General features: G+C 39.0%; 27 protein-coding genes, 1 tRNA gene and 2 pseudogenes. 29 read left to right on the plus strand and 1 reads right to left on the minus strand.

Going from position 1 to position 24361, the window contains the following annotated elements:
- Positions 1-20: 20 nt before the first annotated feature.
- The 24 genes and pseudogenes from LKD46_RS06875 (at position 21) to LKD46_RS06985 (ending at position 20238) form a co-directional block, all read left to right on the plus strand.
- Complete coding sequence (locus LKD46_RS06875; protein WP_021650156.1) at positions 21-896, plus strand: DUF3881 family protein; 876 nt, start codon at positions 21-23, stop codon at positions 894-896.
- Positions 897-998: 102 nt separating this feature from the next.
- Positions 999-1072 (plus strand) — tRNA-Arg (locus LKD46_RS06880).
- Positions 1073-1357: 285 nt separating this feature from the next.
- Complete coding sequence (locus tag LKD46_RS06885) at positions 1358-1783, plus strand: GNAT family N-acetyltransferase (protein ID WP_059086530.1); 426 nt, start codon at positions 1358-1360, stop codon at positions 1781-1783.
- 28 nt (positions 1784-1811) lie between these two features.
- Positions 1812-2690, plus strand: a complete 879-nt coding sequence (locus LKD46_RS06890; RefSeq protein WP_110103564.1) for a LysR family transcriptional regulator — start codon at positions 1812-1814, stop codon at positions 2688-2690.
- A 126-nt stretch (positions 2691-2816) separates the two neighbouring features.
- Positions 2817-3287, plus strand: a complete 471-nt coding sequence (locus tag LKD46_RS06895; RefSeq protein ID WP_227573949.1) for a flavodoxin — start codon at positions 2817-2819, stop codon at positions 3285-3287.
- A gap of 28 nt (positions 3288-3315) precedes the next feature.
- The gene (locus LKD46_RS06900; protein ID WP_015526521.1) at positions 3316-4083 is read left to right on the plus strand and encodes a carboxymuconolactone decarboxylase family protein; all 768 of its coding nucleotides are present in this window, start codon (positions 3316-3318) and stop codon (positions 4081-4083) included.
- Between the two features lie 10 nt (positions 4084-4093).
- A complete protein-coding gene (locus tag LKD46_RS06905; protein ID WP_021650152.1) occupies positions 4094-5098 on the plus strand; it encodes an aldo/keto reductase in 1005 nt (334 codons plus the stop codon).
- 21 nt (positions 5099-5119) lie between these two features.
- Positions 5120-5311, plus strand: a complete 192-nt coding sequence (locus tag LKD46_RS06910; protein WP_227573950.1) for a hypothetical protein — start codon at positions 5120-5122, stop codon at positions 5309-5311.
- Between the two features lie 388 nt (positions 5312-5699).
- Positions 5700-6431, plus strand: a pseudogene (locus LKD46_RS16750) (DUF6017 domain-containing protein); the annotation flags it as partial.
- Positions 6432-6440: 9 nt separating this feature from the next.
- On the plus strand, positions 6441-6737 hold the full coding sequence (locus tag LKD46_RS06920) for a hypothetical protein (RefSeq protein WP_015526518.1): 297 nt from the start codon (positions 6441-6443) through the stop codon (positions 6735-6737).
- Between the two features lie 97 nt (positions 6738-6834).
- Positions 6835-7149: a hypothetical protein gene (locus LKD46_RS06925; RefSeq protein ID WP_110103566.1), complete on the plus strand. Its 315-nt coding sequence runs from the start codon at positions 6835-6837 to the stop codon at positions 7147-7149.
- A gap of 134 nt (positions 7150-7283) precedes the next feature.
- Positions 7284-8261 (plus strand): choloylglycine hydrolase, encoded by a 978-nt coding sequence (bsh, locus tag LKD46_RS06930; protein ID WP_015526515.1) that lies wholly within the window; start codon positions 7284-7286, stop codon positions 8259-8261.
- A gap of 38 nt (positions 8262-8299) precedes the next feature.
- Positions 8300-8980, plus strand: coding sequence for a GTP pyrophosphokinase (locus LKD46_RS06935; RefSeq protein WP_005347231.1), 681 nt, complete (start codon positions 8300-8302; stop codon positions 8978-8980).
- 35 nt (positions 8981-9015) lie between these two features.
- Positions 9016-10575, plus strand: coding sequence for a cardiolipin synthase (gene cls / locus LKD46_RS06940; RefSeq protein WP_021650145.1), 1560 nt, complete (start codon positions 9016-9018; stop codon positions 10573-10575).
- 198 nt (positions 10576-10773) lie between these two features.
- Complete coding sequence (locus LKD46_RS06945) at positions 10774-12207, plus strand: phospholipase D family protein (RefSeq protein ID WP_227573952.1); 1434 nt, start codon at positions 10774-10776, stop codon at positions 12205-12207.
- Entirely contained in the window at positions 12186-12896 is a 711-nt protein-coding gene (locus LKD46_RS06950; protein WP_147602752.1) for a response regulator transcription factor, read from the plus strand. The genes LKD46_RS06945 and LKD46_RS06950 overlap by 22 nt, the downstream gene beginning before the upstream one ends.
- The gene (locus LKD46_RS06955; protein WP_059086534.1) at positions 12896-13939 is read left to right on the plus strand and encodes a HAMP domain-containing sensor histidine kinase; all 1044 of its coding nucleotides are present in this window, start codon (positions 12896-12898) and stop codon (positions 13937-13939) included. The genes LKD46_RS06950 and LKD46_RS06955 overlap by 1 nt, the downstream gene beginning before the upstream one ends.
- A gap of 33 nt (positions 13940-13972) precedes the next feature.
- Positions 13973-15019, plus strand: coding sequence for an FUSC family protein (locus LKD46_RS06960; protein WP_147602751.1), 1047 nt, complete (start codon positions 13973-13975; stop codon positions 15017-15019).
- A 6-nt stretch (positions 15020-15025) separates the two neighbouring features.
- A complete protein-coding gene (locus LKD46_RS06965; RefSeq protein ID WP_055057096.1) occupies positions 15026-15598 on the plus strand; it encodes a CDP-alcohol phosphatidyltransferase family protein in 573 nt (190 codons plus the stop codon).
- 221 nt (positions 15599-15819) lie between these two features.
- Positions 15820-16230 (plus strand): IS200/IS605 family transposase, encoded by a 411-nt coding sequence (gene tnpA / locus LKD46_RS06970; protein ID WP_255620884.1) that lies wholly within the window; start codon positions 15820-15822, stop codon positions 16228-16230.
- Between the two features lie 17 nt (positions 16231-16247).
- Complete coding sequence (locus LKD46_RS06975) at positions 16248-17504, plus strand: RNA-guided endonuclease InsQ/TnpB family protein (RefSeq protein ID WP_015526510.1); 1257 nt, start codon at positions 16248-16250, stop codon at positions 17502-17504.
- A 650-nt stretch (positions 17505-18154) separates the two neighbouring features.
- A complete protein-coding gene (locus tag LKD46_RS06980; protein WP_021650138.1) occupies positions 18155-19180 on the plus strand; it encodes a molybdopterin-binding protein in 1026 nt (341 codons plus the stop codon).
- A gap of 58 nt (positions 19181-19238) precedes the next feature.
- Positions 19239-19532 (plus strand): hypothetical protein, encoded by a 294-nt coding sequence (locus LKD46_RS16535; protein WP_287082736.1) that lies wholly within the window; start codon positions 19239-19241, stop codon positions 19530-19532.
- On the plus strand, positions 19501-20238 hold the full coding sequence (locus LKD46_RS06985; RefSeq protein ID WP_059086544.1) for a molybdopterin-binding protein: 738 nt from the start codon (positions 19501-19503) through the stop codon (positions 20236-20238). Before LKD46_RS16535 ends, LKD46_RS06985 begins: the two co-directional genes overlap by 32 nt.
- Before the next feature lie 117 nt (positions 20239-20355).
- On the opposite strand, the gene LKD46_RS06990 is transcribed toward LKD46_RS06985, so the two are convergent.
- Positions 20356-21060 carry a formate dehydrogenase accessory sulfurtransferase FdhD gene (locus LKD46_RS06990; protein ID WP_227573953.1) on the minus strand — a complete coding sequence of 235 codons (705 nt, stop codon included), beginning with the start codon at positions 21058-21060 and terminating at the stop codon, positions 20356-20358.
- Between the two features lie 222 nt (positions 21061-21282).
- On the opposite strand from LKD46_RS06990, the gene LKD46_RS06995 reads away from it, so the two are divergent.
- The 5 genes and pseudogenes from LKD46_RS06995 to mobA all read left to right on the plus strand — a co-directional run bounded on the left by LKD46_RS06995 (position 21283) and on the right by mobA (position 24354).
- A complete protein-coding gene (locus tag LKD46_RS06995; protein WP_015526506.1) occupies positions 21283-21738 on the plus strand; it encodes an MOSC domain-containing protein in 456 nt (151 codons plus the stop codon).
- Positions 21728-22213 (plus strand): annotated as a pseudogene (gene moaC, locus LKD46_RS07000) (cyclic pyranopterin monophosphate synthase MoaC). Before LKD46_RS06995 ends, moaC begins: the two are co-directional and overlap by 11 nt.
- 1 nt (position 22214) lies before the next feature.
- On the plus strand, positions 22215-23189 hold the full coding sequence (moaA, locus tag LKD46_RS07005; RefSeq protein ID WP_044960389.1) for a GTP 3',8-cyclase MoaA: 975 nt from the start codon (positions 22215-22217) through the stop codon (positions 23187-23189).
- Between the two features lie 6 nt (positions 23190-23195).
- Complete coding sequence (locus tag LKD46_RS07010; RefSeq protein WP_021976150.1) at positions 23196-23684, plus strand: MogA/MoaB family molybdenum cofactor biosynthesis protein; 489 nt, start codon at positions 23196-23198, stop codon at positions 23682-23684.
- Entirely contained in the window at positions 23671-24354 is a 684-nt protein-coding gene (mobA, locus tag LKD46_RS07015; protein ID WP_110103570.1) for a molybdenum cofactor guanylyltransferase, read from the plus strand. The genes LKD46_RS07010 and mobA overlap by 14 nt, the downstream gene beginning before the upstream one ends.
- Positions 24355-24361: the final 7 nt, after the last annotated feature.

Consider the following 24361-nt stretch of genomic DNA (forward strand, 5'->3'; position numbering starts at 1 on the left):
TTTTTCAGGGAGGTGTTCTTGTGCACAGTTATTTAAAGACCGTTGGTTTTTCACAGATTACCAGAAGAAGTGAAATAAAAGAGATCATCCGTGATGTGATCGCAAGCTACGATGAAAAGGTTTGCGTGGAAAATCATCCGGAAGGCGTATTTGTACAGTTTTCCAAGAATTATGGCTGTGACTGTGGAATCAGCGTTTGTGGTCAGTACGATGAGAACGGTGAGTTTCACGTGGAATATTATTTCCCATTTTTCAGGGGAACAGGAATCACATCCAAGGAAAAAGTGACTGTTGAACGTCATACAGATAAGGAATCTTATGCAGGAGCATGTGATGATTTGCGTATTGGCGTGACTATGATCTTTTATCTGCAGAATCTGGCAGAATATATGCAGGAGAAATACAAAGGCCTGAAAGACCCGGGGGACCGTCCGGTGACGGTTTCCGGTCTGGCTTCTGAGGGAAAGATCCTGTTTCCGCTGCAGAAGGATAAGGAAGCGGTAAAGGTGGAGAGAGAGCTTTCCAAAAACAGGACTAATCTGATCGCAGCAGCGCGTAATGGTGATGAGGAAGCTATGGAGAGCCTTACAATGGAGGATATGGATACTTACTCCATGATTTCCCAGAGAATTGTTACAGATGATGTTCTCACGATCGTGGATTCTTATTTCATGCCTTATGGAATTGAATGTGATCAGTATAATGTTCTTGGTGAGATTCTGGATATCATGAAATTTAAGAATATCCTGACAGGTGAAGAAATCTGCCAGATGACTATAGAGAGCAATGATATACAGTTTGATATCTGCATCAACAGCAAAGATCTTCTCGGTGAACCGGCAGTTGGACGCCGCTTCAAAGGAACAATCTGGCTACAGGGTCAGCTGCACTATTAAGTTTTCGAATTTAGAATTAATTCTTGTAATTTCAAAATAAATATAGTAAAATAATGGTTGTGAAACTTTTGGAAGTGTTCGAAATGTTTCACAACCATATATGTCCATATAGCTCAGCTGGATAGAGCACTCGCCTCCTAAGCGAGGGGTCGGAGGTTCAAATCCTCTTATGGACGGGCTTCAAAGCGTTCGAAAATGTTAGCTGGATTAGCTGACAACGAACGCTTTTGTTATTTTCTAATCACGTTCGTGACACAAAATTCCATTCAAAAGGATCAATTTCCAGCTAACATTTTAGTTTTGCTCTGTATGTGTACCCCTCTATATAACGAAACGCTCAGATGCTGTTTTGCAGTGGGGGAAAAGAAAAAATATCAAAAAATTGATGATTAATGGTGAGCTTGTGATAGAATAGATAAAAGAGAAAAGCATAAAGGATGTTGTTGTGGAGAATATTTGTTATGATTAGAAAGTTGCTGAACAGAGATATCGATAGAGTCGCTGACATATGGTTAAAGACAAATCTGAAAGCACATTATTTTATTTCCAATCAATACTGGAAAAGTAATTATGAATTAGTGAAAGAAATGCTGTCACAATCCGAAGTTTATGTGTTTGAAGCAGATAAAATGATACAAGGATTTGTAGGACTAAATGATGAATATATCGAAGGTATTTTTGTCTCTGATGAAATGCAGTCATGTGGCATAGGTAAGCTTTTATTGGATTATATTAAGGATAAAAAAGTCAGCTTACGATTAAATGTATATCAGAAGAATGCCAGAGCAAATTCTTTTTACCAAAGAGAAGGGTTCATTATTCAATGTGAAGGTTTAGATGAAGATACTGGTGAAAAAGAGTACACTATGCTATGGAAACAAAAATAGAAATCGGAAGTTGTGGGAATAAAAAAATATGGAATTAAGACTATTGCGCTATTTTCTGACGGTGGCAAAAGAACAGAGCTTTACAAAAGCAGCAGAACAATTGCATATTACCCAGCCAACGCTATCCAGACAAATGGCGGCATTTGAAGAGGAGCTTGGAGTAATATTATTTATTCGAAGCGGGAAGAAAATTTCGCTTACTGAAGAGGGGATTTTATTAAAAAGGCGTGCCCTGGAGATCCTTAATCTTGAGGAAAAAACACTTGAGGAACTGAAAGGAAAAGAAGATGTTGTAGAGGGAAATATAACCATTGGATGCGGTGAATTTGCAGCGGTGGAGACATTGGCGGAGATATGTAAAACATATAAAGAAAAATACCCGCTGGTTCAGATTGTATTGCATACTGCAACAGCAGATGCAGTGTATGAGATGATGAACAAAGGACTTGTAGATATTGCATTATTCATGGAGCCGGTGGACACCGAAGGGCTGGATTATATCCGGATCACAGATTGCGATCACTGGTGTGTTGGAATGCGGCCGTATGATCCGCTGGCAGAAAAAGAGTTTATAAGAAAAGAAGATCTTATTGGAAAACCATTGATCCTGCCGGAAAGAGTAAATGTTCAAAGTGAACTTGCCAATTGGTTTGGAAAAGACTTTTCGAAACTGCAGATTGCTTTTACAAGTAATCTTGGAACGAATGCCGGAGTTATGGCAGCAAATGGACTGGGCTATCCGGTATCCATCGAAGGTGCTGCAAAGTATTGGCGGGAGGATATTCTTGTACAGCGAAGAATTTCTCCTGAAATCACAACAAGTACTGTGATTGCCTGGAGACGAAACATTCCATATTCTCTGGCGGTCAGTAAAATGATAGAAGAAATAAATGCTTTTCAGGCATAGAATGGAATTCAATATAAGCATTAGACATAATAAAAATATCAGGTATAAAATAGATGTATAAGAGAAATTCAAATCTTATACATCTATTTTTATACGAAAAATTCGCAAAGAAAGGGGATTTTTATTATGAGTAAAAATTTAATCGCATTTTTCAGTGCAAGCGGAACAACAAAAAAAGTAGCACAGATGATTGCAGAGGAAGCAAAAGCGGATTTATTTGAGATTGAGCCAAAAGTTCCATATACAAAGGCTGATCTTGACTGGATGAATAAAAAATCCCGCAGCAGTGTGGAAATGAGTGATAAGAAATACAGACTGGAGATTATGAAGAAAAAGATGGATATGAGTTCTTATGACGAGATCCTTCTGGGATTCCCAATCTGGTGGTATGTAGCTCCGACAATTGTCAATACATTTTTGGAAGCCTATGATTTCAGTGGCAAAAAGATTGTGCTCTTTGCAACATCCGGTGGAAGTGGATTCGGTAATACTGTAAAGGAATTACAGCCATCTGCACCGGATGCGGTTATCACAGAAGGCAGCCTGTTAAACCGTGGAACAAAACAGGAAATCAGTGAGTGGGTAAAATCTTTATAAATAACAGTGCTATGGAGGTATACAGAAATTGGGAAAAATAGTACAGACAGCAGGAAGAAATACACTTGGTGAATTCGCACCGGAATTTGCACATTTTAACGATGATGTACTTTTCGGCGAAAACTGGAATAACCAGGACATCGACGTAAAAACAAGAAGTATCATCACAGTGGTTGCTCTGATGGCTTCCGGAATTACAGATTCTTCTTTAAAATATCATCTTCAAAATGCAAAAAATCATGGTGTAACACAAAAAGAGATTGCCGCAGTAATTACACATGTCGCATTTTATGCAGGATGGCCAAAAGCATGGGCTGTTTTCAATCTTGCAAAGGAAGTGTGGGAGGCAGGTGAAGGAGATTTACCATACGAAGAGGAAGCAATGCGGGCGCATGCAAAAGAGATGGTATTTCCAATTGGTGCACCAAATGATGGCTTTGCACAGTATTTTTCTGGCAGAAGTTTTCTTGCACCGATTTCCACTTCTCAGGTTGGCATTTTCAACGTGACATTTGAACCCGGATGCAGGAATAATTGGCATATTCATCATGCAAAAAGCGGTGGCGGGCAGATCTTAGTATGTGTAGCCGGCCGAGGGTTTTATCAGGAAGAAGGCAGGGATGCGGTAGAAATGAAACCGGGTGACTGTATTAACATTCCGGTAGATGTAAAGCACTGGCATGGGGCCGCTCCGGATGAATGGTTTTCCCATCTGGCAATTGAGGTGCCGGGAGTGGATTGTTCCAATGAGTGGTGTGAGGCGGTATCGGAGAAAGAGTACGCTGGATTAAGATAAGGAGAGCACTATGGAATACGGTAAACTCGGAAATACAGATATAGAAGTGTCAAAATTATGTGTGGGCTGTATGAGTTTTGGGAAAGCTGGAACCATGCATGACTGGACGTTGGATGAAGCTGAAAGTGAGAATGTTATCAAGCATGCACTTGATTTGGGATATAACTTTTTTGATACAGCAAATGGATATTCAGCAGGAACAAGTGAGGAATATTTAGGTAAAGCATTGAAGAAAAATGTAGCGAGAAATCAGGTTGTGATTGCATCCAAGGTATATTTTAATGAAGGTCGTTTATCAAGACAGGCAATCATGAGGGAAATAGATGGAACTCTGTCACGTCTTGGAACCGACTATCTTGATTTATATATCATCCATAGATTTGACTATGATACACCAATTGAAGAAACTATGGAGGCACTGCACGATCTGGTAAAAGCAGGAAAGGTCAGGGCACTTGGTGCATCTGCCATGTATGGATATCAGTTTTATAATATGCAGTTAGCCGCAAGAGACAATGGATGGACACCATTTTCTGCGATGGAGAATCATTATAATTTGCTTTACAGAGAGGATGAGAGAGAATTGCTACCAATTTGTAAGCAAATGAAAGTTTCGTTAATGCCGTATAGCCCTCTTGCAGCCGGACATCTGGCAAGACCACAGTGGAAATCAGAGTCTCTTCGTGGAACCACGGATAGGGTTGCCATGGGAAAATATGATAAGACTGAAGCGGAAGACATGCAGATAGTTAAACGTGTAGCGGAGCTTGCCGAAAAGTATAACTGCAAAATGTCCCAGATAGCCATTGCATGGCAGTGGGCAAAGGGAATTCTATCGCCTATTATTGGGGCAACCAAAACGCAGTATCTGGATGATTCAGCCGGAGCATTTGACATTAAATTAACTGCCGAAGACCTTGCATATCTTGAAGAGCCATATGTTCCACATGAGATAGTTGGTGCAATTGATAAAAATCCGGCACAAGGTGTTATTTTGCTTGATGAAAAGAAATAATAAAGAACTAGGTGTAGCCATATGAAGAAATATTTATCAGTTATTCTGGAAATTATCCTCACAGCCTGTCTGGTTGCATGTGGTAGTTCTAACAAGGATTCCGTGAACGATGATAAACAAGAGGTAAGACTGGGAAAAATGAATATGCCAGAGCGTGAGGTTGTAGAATTGCTGAGTAACGGAGACGTAGAATTAAAAATTTCGAAAGGATGAAATTACTGTTTTTCTATACGAAGAGCTCGACAGATTTTAGATAATTGCGATCTGTGAAGGATTTGCAATTTTAGGAATGATATTTTTGATTATCAGTTGATAGTCAACTTTCAGTTTGTTGAATTAAAAATGAAATAAAGTTTCAGTAATCATAGAGTGTATGGATTCAATTCCATATGCTCTTTTTCTTTTACTTAATTTCAAGAAAATGCAGAAATCTAATGTTACGAGTTTCTTACGAGTGGCATTAAAAAAAACTCGCAAGAAAACTCGTAAGAAAAAAAGTAAAAAAATTTGCTTTTGACCACTGTAAAACAGGCTCTGAGCGTTTCGTTATATGAAGGGATAATTTTTCTTTCATAATTCAAAGAAAAGAGGACAAAGAAATGTCAGAGAACTGGATGACGAAACAGGAATTGGTCTGATTGAGAAACGCAGACAGGGATTTGGAAAGGTGAACGTTATCTACGTGAAAACCTTTATGCCTGAGAAAACAGATAAGAAAAAATTTGGAGAGGAATTAAAGAAATTTAGAAAACAAACTTCTGTGGAAAATGAGGAATCTACAGAAGTTTACATTTCAAACTTCATGAAGTCCCAAAATCAAACTTCTAGAAGTCCCGAAAACAAACTTCAAGAAGTTTACATTTCAAACCCTAATAATACTAATCTTAGTGATACTGAAATGAATGATAATAAATCTAATCAAATCGTATCTGCAGATGAGAATCGATCCAATGGCGATAATTCCACTGAGGAATATCAGGCTTATGAAAAACTGGTCAAAGAGATTGTTGATTATGAATCACTGGAAGTAACCCATCATGACGATATGCGACAGGTAGATGAAATCGTGAACCTGATCGTAGAGACTGTGATGTGTAAAAATGACAAGATCTTGATTGCCAGCAACTGGTATCCGGCATCACTGGTGAAGAAAAAATTTCTGATGCTGACCTATTCACATATCGAGTATGTCTTACACTGTATGAGTGGTAACACCACAAAGGTGAAGAACATCAAGAAATATTTATTAGCAGCCCTGTTTAATGCACCGTCAACGATGAACGGGTATTATCAGGCAGAGGTGAACCATGATATGCCAGGACTGGTAAGATAGGAGGTGCACATGTTTATTTTAAAACTTGCTGGAAAGATATTATTACTGCCGGTATGGCTGATCCTTTTTGTGATCGGCCTGGCAGTGAAGATGACAGTACAGACTTATGCGGTTGTAAGGGGAATCCTTGGTTTTATATTCACTTTGTTGATTATAGCAACTGCATACTGTTACCATGACTGGGTACAGGTTGTATTCCTGTTTGCGCTGAGTGTTATTCTGTATCTGATCCTGTTTGCAGGAGTGTTCGTAGATACTGTACTGGACATGACAAGAGAACGTATTATTGATTTTATTATATCGTGAGGAGGATATGAAAATGAGCGAAAACAATGATTATATTCAGTTACCACCACTTAAAAAAGACACACCGTCCGATGTGGTAGCATTTATGTGGTAGTACATGAAAGTACCGGAGAATTCAAGAGAAAAAGTTAAGAATCTGCTTAAAGATGCAAATGAAAATGGCGTAAAATTAAGTCATCAGGCACCAACACTGTATGATGTTGTCCCAAAAGAAGAAATTGCTGAATTTGAAGAGCTTATGCGCAAAACCATAGCTGACATTGTATCAGAAGCCAGTAGCGTTGCCTGTTGGGTGTATGTGCAGAAATATGTGAAGCACAAAACCCTAAACGAAATGCTGCAAGAATTGCCAGACGTAGGTCAATTCATCCTAGCTATGGATACCTGGTTTGAAAAACTGATGGAGAAATAATCTAGGAAAATAGTTTAAAGTTTACATGTTATGATCATGTATGAAGTTGGAACAGAATAAAAGATTGTGCTATACTATTGTTCAAGAAAAAAACTCATTGACATATTTCAATCTATTTAGGAGGATAAATGATCATGTGTACAGCAGCAACTTATAAAACAAAAGATTTTTACTTTGGACGAACCCTCGATTATGAATTCTCTTATGGTGATCAGATAGTAATTACACCACGTAATTATGCGTTTAATTTTCGCCATGTTGACGATATGAAAAATCATTATGCAATTATTGGAATGGCTCATGTTGCAGAGGATTATCCTTTGTATTATGATGCTATGAATGAAAAAGGAGTGGCAATGGCAGGACTGAATTTTGTCGGAAATGCTGTTTATTCCGCGATTAAGCCAGATGTGGAAAATATTGCACAGTTTGAATTTATTCCGTGGATTTTAAGTCAGTGTTCTTCTTTAGTTGAAGTTCGCGAGCTTCTTGAACGAATTAATATTGTTAATACTCCTTTCAGCGAGCAATTACCATTAGCACAATTACACTGGATCATTTCTGATGAGAATGAGTCAATTACGGTAGAATCTATGTCGGATGGTTTGCATATTTATGACAATCCAGTAGGAGTGCTTACGAATAATCCGCCATTTCCACAGCAGATGTTTCAACTAAATAATTATATGTATTTATCTCCTAAACAGCCCAGAAATACTTTCTGCGAAAATTTGGCTCTTGATGCATATAGTAGAGGTATGGGAGGATTAGGTCTTCCGGGAGATCTCTCATCTTCCTCACGCTTTGTACGTGTAGCTTTTACAAAGGTAAATGCAATTTCAGGTGAATCAGAGGAAGAAAGCGTTAGCCAATTCTTCCACATTCTCGGATCTGTGGATCAGCAACGAGGATGTTGCGAAGTAGCGGATGGAAAATATGAAATCACATTGTATACGTCGTGTTGTAATGTTACAAAAGGTATTTATTATTACAATACTTATGAAAACCATCAGATCAGTGCAGTAGATATGCATGTAGAAAATCTGGATAGTGATAAAATGATTTGTTATCCAGTAATTCAAGGAGAACGAATCAACTATCAAAATAAATAATGTTTTGAAATCAGGGATGAGGTAGAAAGGAAAGTTCCATGACAAAAGATGAAGTAAAAAAACTCAGGATGAACAGTCCGGAATCACTACAGTTTTTAAATAATGCTACAAAATTTTATAATTTAATGATGATGTATCGTTGTGCTATTCGGGAGATACAAACTAAACTTGAGGTTTTGGATGATGAATTTTCAGTTGAGAACAATCGAAATCCTATTTCTTTTATAAAAACAAGAATTAAGAAGCCCAATAGTATTTACGATAAACTGCAGAAGATGGGATATGAATTTACAACAGAAAATATACAGACATATCTCAATGATGTAGCAGGCGTTCGAATAGTTTGTGCGTTTATTGACGATATTTATATGATATCAGATTTGATTACCCAACAGGATGATATTAAAGTTATTGAAATAAAAGATTATATAAAAAATCCAAAATCGAATGGTTATCGAAGCTATCATATGATTGTCGAAATACCAGTATTTTTTGCTAAGGGTAAAACACCTATGCGTGTAGAATTACAGATTCGAACCAATGGTATGGATTTCTGGGCAACATTGGAACATCAACTTCGCTATAAAAAAGGAATTGAAGAAATGCCTGGCTATGATGAGATAAGTGAAGAATTACTTCATTCTGCAAGAGCTATCATTGAAGCAGATAATGAAATGCAGAGAATAAAAGACAAAATTGGTATGTTCCACGAAATTTAGGGAGAAAACTGAGCAAGTAGGAAGGTGGAATATATATGAAACAAGATACTTTAGAGGGCAAAGCAAAAACAAAAAATGGGGTAAAACGACTGTGTTTTTCTATAATCTGCATTCTTCTGGAAGTGATTTTTATTATTACTATCGTAACACGCTTGAATGAATATGCAGAAATCATAAATTTATTTACAAGGATTTTGAGTGGGATCTTGGTTTTGGGATTGTACGCATCAAATAAGACATCCTCTATGAAAATGCCTTGGGTCATCTTAATTCTAATTTTCCCAATTATGGGTGTAGGCCTGTATTTGTTGATTGGTTTGAATGGTGGCACACATAAAATGCGTGAGCGATATGCAGAAATTGATAGCAAATTGTTACCAATGCTTCCGGACGGTCAGGAGTGTTTGAGCAAAATAAAAGAAACAATTCCGAAAGCAGGAAATATAGCAAGTTACATACAAAGAAATTCGCAGTATCCAATCTATCAGAATACGGATATTGTGTATTTTGATGAAGCAGTGAAAGGATTAGAGGCACAGCTTAAGGATTTGGAGAAAGCACAGAAGTTTATCTTTATGGAATATCATGCGATAGAAGACGCTGAAGCATGGCATAAGATTCAAGATGTTCTGGAAGAGCGAGTAAAAGCAGGTGTGGAAGTTAGAGTATTCTACGATGATATGGGTTCTATAGGCTTTATTAACACAGATTTTGTGAAAAAGATGGAGGCAATAGGAATTCATTGCCGTGTATTCAATCCGTTTGTGCCAGGTTTAAATCTGTTTTTGAACAATCGTGATCATAGAAAAATAACAGTTATTGATGGAAAAGTCGGATTTACAGGTGGATATAATCTAGCAAACGAATATTTTAATTACACACACCCGTATGGACAGTGGAAAGATACAGGTATTCGTTTAGAAGGAGATGCTGTTCAGTCGCTTACGGTGACATTTTTGGAAATGTGGAATGCAGTAAGTGATAAGGATGCTAATGATTCTGATTTTAGTAAATACCTTTTCCACTATGATTATGCGGCACAGCAAACTGGGTTTGTTCAACCTTATGCAGACAGCCCTATGGATAATGAGCAAGTAGGAGAAGAAGTTTATATCAGTATGATAAATAAAGCTGAAAAATATTGTTGGTTTATGACTCCATATCTAATCATAACAGATGAAATGACGCATGCGTTATGTCTGGCTGCTAAGCGAGGGGTAGACGTAAGAATTATCACACCTGGTATCCCTGATAAAAAATTCATTTATAATATAACTCGTTCTTTTTATCATGGATTAGTTAAACATGGTGTTCGTGTTTATGAGTGGACTCCTGGTTTCTGTCATGCAAAAATGAGTGTGGCAGATGACTGTATGGCAACTTGTGGAACAATTAATTTGGATTATCGAAGTTTATATCACCATTTTGAAAACGGCTGTTTTATGGCAGATTGTCAGGCAGTTGTGGAAATAAAAAATGATCTGATAAGAACGCTGGGAGAATGTCGTGATGTGACAGACCAATATCAAACCGGACGAAGTGCATATTTGCGACTGGGACAATTATTTATGAGATTATTTGCTGGATTGCTATAAGAATCTGATGAAACGACCTTTCAAAAAACAGTTGATTTAGAAGTTAACTGTTTTTGAAAGGCCGTTTTTGCTATATCTAACAGTCTGTTGTACAAAGAAGATTTTGCATGGATGAAAAACACAAACCTTGTTGAGGTTAAATTGAGATTGACTTTGTATTGTATAAGTATGAAATAAAAAGAAATCAGGTGATGTACAATGAAAAAGCATAAAATATGTAAAATCCTTCTTGTTATACTGGCAATTTTTTTATGTGTGGCTTTTTATGAATTGCTCGGAATCTGCGTTGCATATAAAAAACAGCCGGAAGTGTCCAATACAACCAAAAAAGAAACAAAAAATGGGTCATGGAACGAATGCAGTGAAAATACAGAACGGGCAGTAATCATAGAAAAGAATCCAGAAGCGCTTTTACAAAGAGTGCGTTTGATCAAGAATGCAAAAAAGGAAATTATTCTTTCTACTTTTGCATTTCAATCCGATGAAAGTGGAAAATTGATTTTAGGAGCACTGCATGATGCGGCAGACAGAGGTGTACATATTCGTCTGTTAGTAGATGGAATGGAGAGCTGGATTGATATGGAAGGAAATCCGTATTTCTATGGATTATCTTCCCATGAGAATGTTGAAATTAAACTGTATAATAAGGCCAATCCGTTGAAACCGTGGAAAATGATGGGTAGAATGCATGATAAATATTTGATTGCAGATGGAAAGAGATATATTCTTGGGGGAAGAAATACATACAATTATTTCCTGGGTGATTTTCCGGGACATAAGAACTATGACAGAGACGTGTTAGTGGTTTGCGATGAACCTGAGAAAGAAAATTCAGTTAACCAGTTGTCAGAGTATTTTGAAACCATATGGAATCAGGAAGACTGTGGTTATTTTCATAACAATAAAAAACTGGCAAATAGAAAATCTGTAAAGAACGCAGTTTTAGAGCTGCAGAACAGCTATCAGAAATATTTTGAAGAGAATAAGGAAAGAATCTGCGAGACCAATTATACGGACGAAACTTTTGAGACAGAAAAGATTACATTAGTGTCAAATCCTATTCACACAGGTTCCAAAGAACCAGTAGTGTGGTATCAGTTGGGAGAATTGATGAAAAATGCAAAAAATCGTGTGAAGATCCACACGCCATATATTATCTGTAATGATATGATGTATAATACATGGGAGGAAATTGCAGAGAACGTTTCAGATTTTTCTATCATGACAAATTCAGTTGCGAATAATGGGAATCCATTTGGGGCTGCCGATTATGCGAAAAACAGAAATAGAATCTTAAGTACAGGAATTAATATCTGGGAATATGAAGGCGGTTATTCATACCACGGAAAAAGTATTCTGATTGACGATGATCTGTCTGTAATCGGTTCCTTTAATATGGACATGAGAAGTACATATCTGGATACGGAACTGATGCTTGTAATTCGCAGTAAAGATATTAATAAACAGTTGGAAGAGGGCATGATGGAATATGAAAAAGTGTCCCGCCAGATATTAGAAGGCGGAACTTATAATGATCCATATCATGTAGAGCCAATCGAATTAACAAAGAAACGTCAGACAAAAATATTTTTGGTACAGCATCTGCTTGGATGGGCAAGGTATCTGTTTTAATAAGGAGGAAGGAAAACGTGTTTCAAATATTGATTGTAGAAGATGATAAAGAATTAAGCCAGCTATTCCAAAAAGTGCTTGAGAAGAATGGATATCAAGTCAAAAGTGCATCGGATGGAGCACAGGCATTAGAAGTATTGGATAAGGAATATATTGATCTGATCATTTCTGATATTATGATGCCGGTTATGGATGGCTATGAACTGGTGTCAGAACTTCGTTCAGCAGGATATCAGATACCAGTGCTTATGATCACTGCGAAAGGTTCCTTTGATGATATGCGCCAGGGATTTCTTTCGGGAAGTGACGATTATATGGTAAAACCGGTAAATGTGAATGAAATGGTTTTAAGAGTCGGAGCACTGCTTCGCCGTGCACAGATACTGAATGAACACAAAATTGTGATCGGTTCAACAGAGTTTGATTATGATGCAATGACGATTACAACTGATAAGGAAAGTTTTGTTTTGCCTAAAAAAGAATTCCTGCTTTTATATAAGCTTGCAGCTTCGCCAGGCAGAACATTTACAAAACAACAGTTGATGGATGAAGTATGGGGATACGAGACGGAGGCAGACCCACATACAATAGAGGTACATATAGGAAGAATCAGAGAGCGTTTTAAAGATACCCCGGATTTTGAAATCGTAACAATGCGTGGAATTGGATACAAGGTGGTGAAAAAATAATGGAACAAAAGAAAGAAAAAGGATTGCGGATCCGATCCTGTCTGACTGGTGCAATCTGGCTGGCACTTGTATTTTCAACAGTCATATCTGCGTTATTATTTGCTTTTTTGAATCATTTTTTTAATCTGCCGGGCAGCATACCTGTGCTTGGCTGGCTTTTGATTTTCAATACATTGATTGCCGGGCTGATCACTTCCTTTATCAATGCAAAGTTGCTGGAACCAATTACCAGACTCAGTAAAGCAATGAAGGAAGTTTCGCAGGGAGATTTTGAACAGCACTTGGAAACGAACAGCCGTATCGCAGAAGTTGGAGAATCTTACCAGAGTTTTAATGTGATGACAAAAGAGCTTCGTGCAACAGAAGTACTGCAGATGGATTTTGTCTCCAATGTTTCTCATGAGTTTAAGACCCCGATCAATGCCATTGAAGGGTATACAATGCTTCTTCAGGGAGAAGAATTGTCTCAGGAGCAAGAGGAATATGTAGAAAAAATCTTATTTAACACCCAAAGACTTTCCGGATTGGTTGGTAATATTTTGCTGTTATCCAAGTTAGAGAATCAGAATATACCAATGAAAAAAACAGAATATCGTCTGGATGAACAGATCCGCCAGGCATTTCTTTCATTGGAAACAAAATGGACAGAAAAAGAAATTGGTTTTCAGGTAGAATTGGAGGAAGTTAAATATACTGGGAATGAAGGACTTTTTATGCATATCTGGATAAATCTTTTGGATAATGCGATTAAGTTCAGCCCTTCAAAGGGGACAATTACGATGTTTCTGAAACAAGAACAGGATTCTGTTAAGTTCATTCTGGAAGATGAAGGACCAGGAATAGAGGATGATGTAAAATCCAGAATATTTGACAAGTTCTATCAGGTAGATGGATCTCATAAAGCAGAAGGAAATGGCCTAGGTCTTGCACTTGTAAAACGGATTGTAGATAGTGCCGGAGGAACAATCAAAGCAGAAAACCGTGAATATGGTGGATGCAGATTTGTTATAGAGCTGCCAAAGCAGAAAGATGAGATTATATAGTTTTAAGATAAATTAGAAGATGGGAGGATTTATATGACATTTTATCAGGAGTTGCAGTTAAATCAGGCAGGTTCTAAAAACCTGTTGAAAAAGAGTGAAACACTAAAAGAAAAATTATATCATATGTGGGTATATCTGGTGAAGATAGCTGTTACAATGGCATTTTGTTTTTTCTTTGTTAGTATTTTCAGCATCCTATTTGGAAATGAGAACAGCATTGTAGGTGTAGTAGTCTTATTATGTCTCATGGTGTTTAGAAATGCGGATCTGGGGATCCACACCGGACAATCTACGATGCTTTTGGCTTTGTTCTTTGTAATTATGACTGTATGTCCGCATTTAGCAAATCAGTTTTCACCGGTATTGGGAATGCTGTTAAATATTGCGGCACTGGCTGTGTTGATTCTGTTCGGATGCCATAATCCATTCATGTTTAATCAATCTACATTGGTTCTTGGGTATCTGCTGCTATATGGTTATGATGTTACGGGAAAAAGCTATCAGATGCGATTAGTCGGAATGGCTTTAGGTGCAGCACTTACCTGCTTCGTATTTTATCGAAATCATAAAAACAGAACTTATAAAAGAAATCTGAAAGATCTGATACAAGAATTTGATATCACTTCTTCCAGAACAAAATGGCAGATATGTCAGATTTTATGCGTACCGATTGTCCTTTGCATTGCAGAACTTTGTAATATGCCACGTGCAATGTGGGCTGGTATTGCGGCCATGTCCGCGATTTTGCCGTTTATGGAAGATATGCACTACAGAGTCCGTAAAAGGATTGTCGGAAATATTGCAGGTGTTATATGTTTTACAGTATTATATTTTCTGCTTCCTTCGTCAATCTATGCATATATAGGAATTCTTGGTGGAATCGGTGTAGGATTTTCAGCACAATATGGCTGGCAGGCAGTATTTAACACATTTGGTGCTTTAGCCATTGCTGCAGAGACTTATGGACTACAAGGAGCGGTTAGTCTTAGAGTGATTCAAAATGTTTTTGGTGTTGTGTTTGCTTTAGCATTTTGTGTTATATTTTATTGGTTTATGTCTAAAAAAAGGAAAGTGAGGTGACCGTACATGCAGAGTGAAGTGAATCAGGAAGAAAATTTGAATAGAATTATTACGGTTCCTAATCTTCTTTCTTTTTTTCGGCTTTGTCTGATTCCGGTAATTATATGGAGTTATTGTGTAAAGAAAAATCCTCTGTTAGCTGGTGAAATCTTATTGCTGTCTGGGCTTACGGATCTTGCTGATGGATATATCGCAAGAAGATTCCATAGGATTAGTAATTTAGGAAAAATACTTGATCCGGTGGCTGATAAGCTGACACAGGCAGCGATGTTAATCTGTCTGTTTACTCGTTTTCCGCATGTGCTTCTTTTAATCGTAATAATGGCAGGTAAGGAGCTGTATATGGTAGTCAGTGGATGTCTTGTGATACGAAAGACAGGAAAAGTACATGGTGCAGACTGGCATGGAAAGATAGTAACCTTTTTATTATATGGAACTGCAGCGGTGCATATTATATGGTTCCACATTACACCGATGGTATCAGATCTGTTGATTGGTTTGTGCGCTATAATGATGGTCATATCGGTCGCTCTGTATATTATCCAGAATACCAGGACTCTTAAGGAAGAGACTGTATAAGCAATTTTATATTACAATGACTAGAAAAATATTTAGGAAGATAAGCGGGAATCCTCGGTAATTCAATTGCCGAGATGAAAGCGTAAACTGTGCATATCTGCACATTATAAGTAAAATATATTTATTTTTTTACTAAAAAATGCTGTATCCAGCTTTATTAAAAAAGAAAATATGTTCGGCATTTTATTGTGATATTCTTAATACTATGCTATACTATATGTATGAAGGAGAATCTTATACATTACCGCACTTGTGTGTGCAATATTAATTACCATATGGTATGGTCAGTGAAATACTGGCGGAAGATATTGAATGCGGAGATTGAAGCATATCTTCAGGAGCTGGTGCAGGAGATCGCAGCGGATAAAGGTTTTACCGTCCATTTGTTTGAATGCGGGGAAGGAGACCATGTGCACTGTTTTGTGTCTGCTCCTCCCAAATTATCCATAACTGCGATCGTGAAATATCTGAAAGGGATCACCGGCAGGAAATTATTCGAACGTTTTCTGGAAATAAGAGAACAGCTTTGGAAAGGAGAGCTGTGGAACCATTCTTATTATGTGGAAACGGTCGGGTCTGTGTCGGAAGAAAACATCCGCAGATATATTGAGCATCAGAGTAAAGTTTATTGAGATCATAGAGGTGGGAAATGCTGCTGTCAAAGAAAACATCCATAAAGGTCAGTCAGGAATATGCAAACGTCATCGGACATATGTGTTATGCGGCATCCAAGCTCTGGAATGTCTGTAATTACGAACGTCAGCATTACAAAGAAATGGGAATGGAGAAATACCCGGACTGGTATTATCAGAAAAAATCCCATAGAGAGGATCTGTGGTATAAACAGCTTCCATCTCAGACAGCCCAGGAAGTCTGCAAGCTGCTGGATAAAGCATGGAAATCTTTTTACGCCTTGAAAAGATCCGGAGGGATTGAGAATCCCAGACCACCGCGGTTTAAACAGGAAAGTATCCCCATTACCTATATGCAGATGGGAATTGTACATGAATGGGACACAGAAAAAGTCCGTCTGTCCCTTCCAAAAGCATTAAAAAGATATATGGAAGAAACGTATCAGATCCATGAGAACTTTCTTTATCTTGAAAATAAGATTTTCAGGGGCATGGATCAGATCAAACAGTTGCGGATCTACCCACCGGAAAAAGGTGAATGTAAAGTTATTGTTGTTTATGAGATTTCAGAGAGGGAAGAACTTTCGCAGAATGGACACTATCTGTCAGTTGATCTGGGACTTCATAATCTTATGACATGCTATGATTCCGGGAATGGGAATACATTTATCCTGGGCAGAAGATATCTTGCATTGGAAAGATATTTTCATAAAGAGATTGCAAGGGTGCAGGCACAATGGTATGGACAGCAGTCTGTGAAGGAAATAAAACATCCAGTCACATCAAAACATATTCGCAGATTATATCAGAAAAAGCAGAACTCGGTAACGGATTATCTGCACAAGATCACAAGATACTTTGCAAAATACTGCCGTGAACAGGGAATTACCTGTGTTGTGGCAGGGGATATCCGGAATATCCGGAAAGGAAAAGACCTGGGACACAGAACAAACCAGAAGTTCCACAATCTGCCGTATAACAGGCTCTATAGCATGATGGAATATAAGCTTAAGATGTACGGGATCCGTTTTGTAAGACAGGAAGAAAGCTATACCAGCCAGTGCAGTCCGCTGTCACCAGAGGTGGAAAAAAGATATGCACAGCCATGCAACCGAAAACAAAGGGGACTGTACAGGGACAGAAACCGGAAGTATAACGCAGATGCTGTAGGTGCATATAACATCCTGAGAAAATATCTCTCCGTATCCGGAGAGAAAAAGGAACTGTCCGTAACCGGACTAAAAACGCCAGAAATAATAAAAGTAGCTGTATAGCTCTAAAGAGCAAACAGTAGTGGTGTCATGGACGCACCCTGAAAAGGCGGTATCCCGCCTTAATTCAGATGCTCTGGTAACTCAGTTGCCGAGTAGTTCACATAGAAAATAAATCATTATAAAAAGATCCTGTTCATACTATGATATATGCGATGATTATGGAGATAACAATTATGACTGCCAGTATGGAAAGCCAGAAATAATCTATAATTCTTTGATTGCAAGGTATTTTGTTGTATTGCGTGTCTTGGTCAGGTTCACCTCCTCTCTATTTCGTCGAGTTTTTTAAGAAATCAATCTCCATTTGTTGCTGCTGTGTTTGAGCTTTTAGTAGTCGGTTTTCAGCTTTCAACTTCTCAATATCTGATAATTGAGAAATCGCTTTGTTCTTACTTCGTCGATCATATAATCCTTCGATTCCTTTATCTTTATATTTTTTAACCTATGCATAAACTTGTCCGTAGGAGCAACCATATTTATTCGCTGTAGAAGAATAATTACATCCCGTGTTCAAGGCTTTGCGGTAATTTTTTGGATTTCAATGTGTCAAACTCCCGTGTTTATGAAAGTTGTGTTTTTCTTGGCAATATGTTACAATTACTCCATATAAATTTATAACTTTTCTGGACAGAAAGTAAAAGGGGAACGTCATGAAGTGTATTAAAACAACGGACGCGGTAGGACATGTACTGTGCCATGATATTACCAGAATTGTGAAGGATGTGGTAAAAGATACAGCCTTTCGTAAAGGACATATTGTACAGGAAGAAGATATTCCGGTTTTGCTATCTCTGGGAAAAGACCATCTTTATGTGTGGGAGAAGGATGAAAATACTTTGCATGAAAATGAAGCAGCGCAGATTCTGTGTGATGTGTGCATCAATGAGAATATGCATCCAACGGATGTAAAAGAAGGAAAAATTGAGTTGATTGCAGATTGTGACGGAGTATTTCAGGTGGATGTGCCGAGGCTGGATGCTATTAATGAGATCGATGAGATTATGATTGCCACCCGTCATACAAATTTCCCGGTAAAAAAAGGTGACCGTCTTTTAGGAACCCGTGTGATTCCGCTGGTGATTGCAAAAGAAAAAATGGATTTGGTGAAGAAAACAGCAGGAGAAAAACCGCTGGTATCGCTGGCACCTTATAAGAAACGGAAGGTAGGAATTGTAACCACCGGAAATGAAGTATTTTATGGAAGAATTAAGGATACTTTCACACCGGTAATCATCGAAAAAATGAAATCTTACGGTGCTGAAATTCACGGACATATTCTGTGCAATGATGATATGGAAAAAATCACTGCCGCTATTATGAAATTAAAAGAAGAAGGGGCAGATCTGATTGTCTGTACCGGTGGTATGAGCGTGGATCCAGATGATAAGACACCGGGCGCGATCAAAAATACAGGAGCGAGAATCGTATCTTATGGTGCTCCGGTACTTCCGGGAGCGATGTTCCTGTTATCCTATCTGGAAGATGGCACACCGGTAATGGGACTGCCGGGATGTGTGATGTATGCAAAAGCCACCGTATTTGATCTTGTTCTGCCACGTATTATCGCAGGTATAGAAGTGACAAAAAAAGATCTGGCACATATGGGAAATGGCGGATTCTGTCTTGGCTGCAAAGAATGTCATTATCCGAACTGCAGCTTTGGAAAGGGCGTATAAGAGCAGGACAGGAGGAATAAGCATGGAAAAGCTTACGGTAGAGTAGGCACTGGAAGCACTGCTGGAACATACAAAAGTAATAGAGGAAACGGAAACTGTACCACTTTTGCAGGCATGTGGAAGAGTGTTGGCAAAGGATATGATTGCAGGATTTGATAACCCGCCGTTTGACAGATCACCTGTGGATGGTTATGCCTGCAAAGCGGAGGATATAACGGATGCATCAGAAAGTCATCCGGTACAGTTGACGGTATTGGAAGAGATTGATGCGGGGCAGTATTCCAGAGTCACAGTGGAAAAGGGGGCAGGCGGTTCGGATTATGACAGGCGCAGCTATTCCGAAAGGCTGTGACTGCTGTGTCCGTCAGGAGGATACAGATTATGGAGAAGAGACTGTCAGAATCTTCCGTCCGACCGGACAGTGGCAGAATTACTGTTATCAGGGAGAGAATTTTAAAAATGGAACGGTTCTTTTGAAAAAGGGTGACAAAATCGGATTTATTGAAGCAGGTATACTGGCCAGTATGGGAGTCATAAAAGTGAAGGTTTATCGTCGGGTAAGAGCAGCTGTTCTGACTATCGGAGATGAAGTAATGGCACCCGGAAAAAGATTGATTCCGGGGAAGATTTATGATTGTAATCAGGGACTTCTGGCGGTTCGCATGAAAGAATTTGGTGCAGAACTGGTGGAAGTGGCAGCCATAGAGGATCGCCCGCAGGCTATGACAGCAGCAGGCGAAGTCATGGCTCTGGACTGGGGAATTACATTGCAGTGTGATACCACAGGAAAAGAAGACGCCAGCAGTGTAGGAGTGCGAAGTCACTTTATATATCCGGTACTACCGGAAGCAGATGGCACAACGAAAAACGTATTTCCATGTAAAGTGGAAAGAGTGATTGAGGACGTGTTTTCGTATATCTTGATCGTATCTACGAAAGAAGAAGCCAGGATTCGCGTAGATGTGACGAAAGAACAATGGCAGCAGTACCAAAAGCATATTTCTGGAAATAAGATATGGATTGGGATAGATGAAAAAGATGTGATGTTATTAAAATAAATGAAAGAATCACCGTATCAAGGTTGAGGTAATCTATGATACGGTGATTCTTTCGTGAAAAATGCGAAAAAGCTTTCAATATCCAGTTCCGGTGGTTTAATATGCGGTTGTCAAACATTATTTCGTAAATACTTTCATTCGATCCCTTCTGGTTGCACAGATCAGGGTCAGGTGATATTTTTTTGCAAGATCAATTGCTTCAGAAGTAGGAGAAGCCTTGCTGGAGAGAATTGGAATCCCTGCATGGATGACCTTTAAAGTCATATCAGTTGGTATTCTGCCGCTGGAATATACCATACATTGATGCAGGTCAATATTGTGCCGCAGAGCGTAGCCGATCACTTTATCCAAAGCATTGTGCCGTCCGATATCTTCGCAGGAAAACAGAATGTGATCTTTTTGAGCGAGAATGCAGCTATGTGTGGCAAAGGTAATGCCATGGAGAGGAGAACCATCCGCAAAGGCATCCGCCATATGAAAGATCCATTCTGGTTTCCAGAAAATCGGTGTAAGTGACTGCGGCTCTTTGGATGTAACAAAGTAATCATTTAAAATATGATTGCCGGTACAGCAGGTAGGAGTTACTTCTACAAAGGCATCCGATGAGGATTGTGTGCTGCGTGCCGAATTTTTTAAATAGACTTTTGCACGTTTTCCATATTCACAGATATAGATATGATCTACATCTGTGAATATGGAAAACGTGATGATTTGTTCTGTCAGCAATCTTCCAAGAACCAGTTCAGTCAGATGCTGGGGCAGGCAAACAAGTTTCATAGTCAGATGATCATTTATATAGACATCCATCATATGTTCGTTCAATACTTCTTCTTGTTCCGTACGGGATTCTCCATTTCTTCCGATATATTGATATGTTTTTGTCTCTAGCAGAGACAGATTTTGTTATTGTTCGTTAATATACATAATTTCTCCAATTGAAAAAACAATTCTTTTATCATGTTTACTATGTGTTATACTAGATTTAGTATAACAGACATCTCTTTATTTCGAAAGAGTGAATTGAGGGATGAAGGAGGAAATAAAATGGGAAAGATTATGGCGGTAAATATCAGTGAGAAGAAAGGTACACAGAAAAAGAATGTACATAGTGCCAGACTGATGGAAGAATTTGGAATCGAGAAGGACGCCCATGCCGGCAAGTGGCATCGCCAGGTGAGTCTTCTTTCTTATGAAAAAATAGAAGAATTCAAGGCAAAGGGAGCACCGATCGAAGACGGAGCATTTGGAGAAAACCTGATTGTAAGTGGATACGATCTGAAGGCATTGCCGGTTGGCACCAGACTTCGCAGCGGAGAGGTATTATTAGAAGTGACACAGATCGGGAAAAAATGTCATAGTGGATGTGAGATTTATAAAATTATGGGTGACTGTATTATGCCAAGAGAAGGTATCTTTACCAGAGTACTTCATGGTGGCGTATTGACAGAAGGCGATGAAATTGTGATAGAGAAGGCAGCAGGTGAGGCAGATGGAGAATAAGCTGAATCATTTTGATCAGAAGGGTAACGCTGTTATGGTGGATGTGTCCGGAAAGATACCGACATCCAGAACAGCAGTAGCAAAAGGCAAGATTTGTGCCTGTCAGGCTGTGATGGATGCAGTGAAACAGGGGACTGTGAAAAAAGGAGATGTACTTGGAATAGCAAGAGTGGCTGGCATTATGGCGGTAAAACAGACATCTCATCTGATTCCGATGTGTCATCCGCTGATGATTTAGAAGTGTTCGGTAGATTTTGAACTGGATGAAGAAAATCTTGAAATTACGGCAATCTGTACAGCCAAAACGGAAGGTCAGACCGGTGTGGAGATGGAGGCGCTTACTGGTGTGAATGTGGCACTTTTGACAATTTATGACATGTGTAAGGCAATTGACAAGTCCATGGAGCTGACGGACATTCATCTGGTAGAAAAAAGCGGAGGAAAAAGCGGGTTATATCGAAACCCGAAAGAATAGTATGAAGGATAGATTTGGAAGAGAGATTGACTATCTGCGGATATCCATTACAGATCGATGTAATCTCAGGTGCGTCTATTGTATGCCGGAAAATGGAGTTGTGCAGATCCCGCATGAAGAAATTCTGACTTATGATGAGATTACCAGAATCAGCAGATGTATGACTGGTTTAGGTATACGTAAGATCAAACTGACCGGAGGAGAACCGTTAATTAGAAAGAATTGTGCCACACTGGTTCGAATGTTAAAAGAACTTCCTGGCATCGAAAAAGTGACATTAACGACCAATGGTGTATTGCTCGAAGAACAGATAGCAGATCTGGCAGAAGCGGGGCTTGATGATATAAATATCAGTCTGGATACTTTAAATGCAGCAGAGTTTGCAAAGGTAACCAGGAGAGAAAGTCTGGATCGGGTGCTGGAGGGAATCCAGGCGGCATTACAGTATCCGCAGATTGGATTGAAGATTAATTGTGTGCCGGTAGTGGAAGAGCAGGAAAATCTGGTATCGATAGCGAGACTTGCAAAGCAATATCCGATTCATGTTCGTTTCATTGAAATGATGCCGATTGGATATGGAAAGGATTTTCAGTTTCGGGGAGAAAGTGAAATATGCGAAATATTAGAGAAAGCATATGGAAGAATGACTCCAATAAAAGAACGATATGGGAATGGACCGTGTCATTATTATAAAATAGAAGAATTTCAGGGTAAAATAGGATTTATCAGTGCGATGACGCATAAGTTTTGCGACCAGTGTAATCGTGTGCGTATGACAGCAGAAGGATTTTTAAAAGCCTGTCTGCAATATCAGACTGGAACGGATTTGAAGAATTTGATGCGTTCAGGATGCACAGATGATGAACTGACAGAGGCAATACAGAAAGTAATATGGGAAAAACCGGTCAGTCATCATTTTACATCGGAAGAGATTGAGACAGATGAATGTAAATTAATGTCCCAGATAGGAGGATAAGGAATTATGAAAGCTGCGATTATCACATCCAGTGATTCCGGATATGCAGGAGAGAGAGAAGATAAAAGTGGTTCGGTAATCCAGGAAATTTTGGAAGCGAACGATTACGAAGTGGTGCATACCATTCTTTTGCCGGATGACAGAAAGATGCTGGCAGATGAGATGGCTCGTATAGCAGATGAGGGAATAGCAGAGCTGATTGTAACTACGGGTGGAACCGGATTTTCGCCGAGAGACTGTATGCCGGAGGCAACAAAGGATATTATAGAACGTGAAGTGCCGGGGATTCCGGAAGCAATGAGAGCATATAGTATGACGATTACACCAAGAGCTATGCTCAGTCGTGCAGCAGCAGGTATTCGAAAAGGAACACTGATCGTGAATCTGCCGGGAAGCCCGAAAGCAGTCAGAGAAAGTCTGGAATATATTATTCCAGCGCTGGAACATGGATTACAGATCCTGACCGGGGAGGCAACGAACTGTGCCAGAAAATAATCGGAAAATGCAGACTGATATATCTGAATTAGAAAACGGTCAGTTGGCAGAACAGCAATTGCCATCAGATTTTATGCTGGTAGTCCTGGCAGGTGGTGCCAGCAGCCATATGGGAAGGGAGAAGTCAGATCTGCTTTTAGATGGACAGACATTTTTGGAGATACAGATCGGAAAAGGATGTCAGTTGGGAGCAAAACAGATCTTAATTTCTGGATATCGTGGAACACAGTGTGGGGAAGAGATTGTGCCGGATCGAATTTCCGGTCAGGGTCCACTTGGCGGTCTGGAGAGCTGTTTTCGAAGGGCAAAGACAGAAAAATGCCTGGTGCTGGGGGTAGATACGCCGCTGGTACCTGTGGAAGAACTTCAAAATCTGTTGAAGTTCGCAATGGAAAAAGCCGACCAACCGGTGACTATGCTGTGTCATAATGGAAAAGAAGAATCGCTGATAGCGGTATATGATGCCAGACTTTATAAAGAGATCACAGATTTTCTGGAATCAGGAAGATCATCGGTGTATCGTTTTTTAAATACAGTGGGATATTCCCTATACCATACCAGTGCACCGGAAAACTATTTTCAGAATATCAATGATCCGGAAATCTATAAGAAAGTCTGCACGGAATGCGAAATTGCTGATATTTTCATAAAGGAATCCGTTAAACTATAGATTTTTA

The organism is Blautia fusiformis (genome assembly GCF_020686995.1).
Classification (GTDB): domain Bacteria; phylum Bacillota; class Clostridia; order Lachnospirales; family Lachnospiraceae; genus Blautia_A; species Blautia_A fusiformis.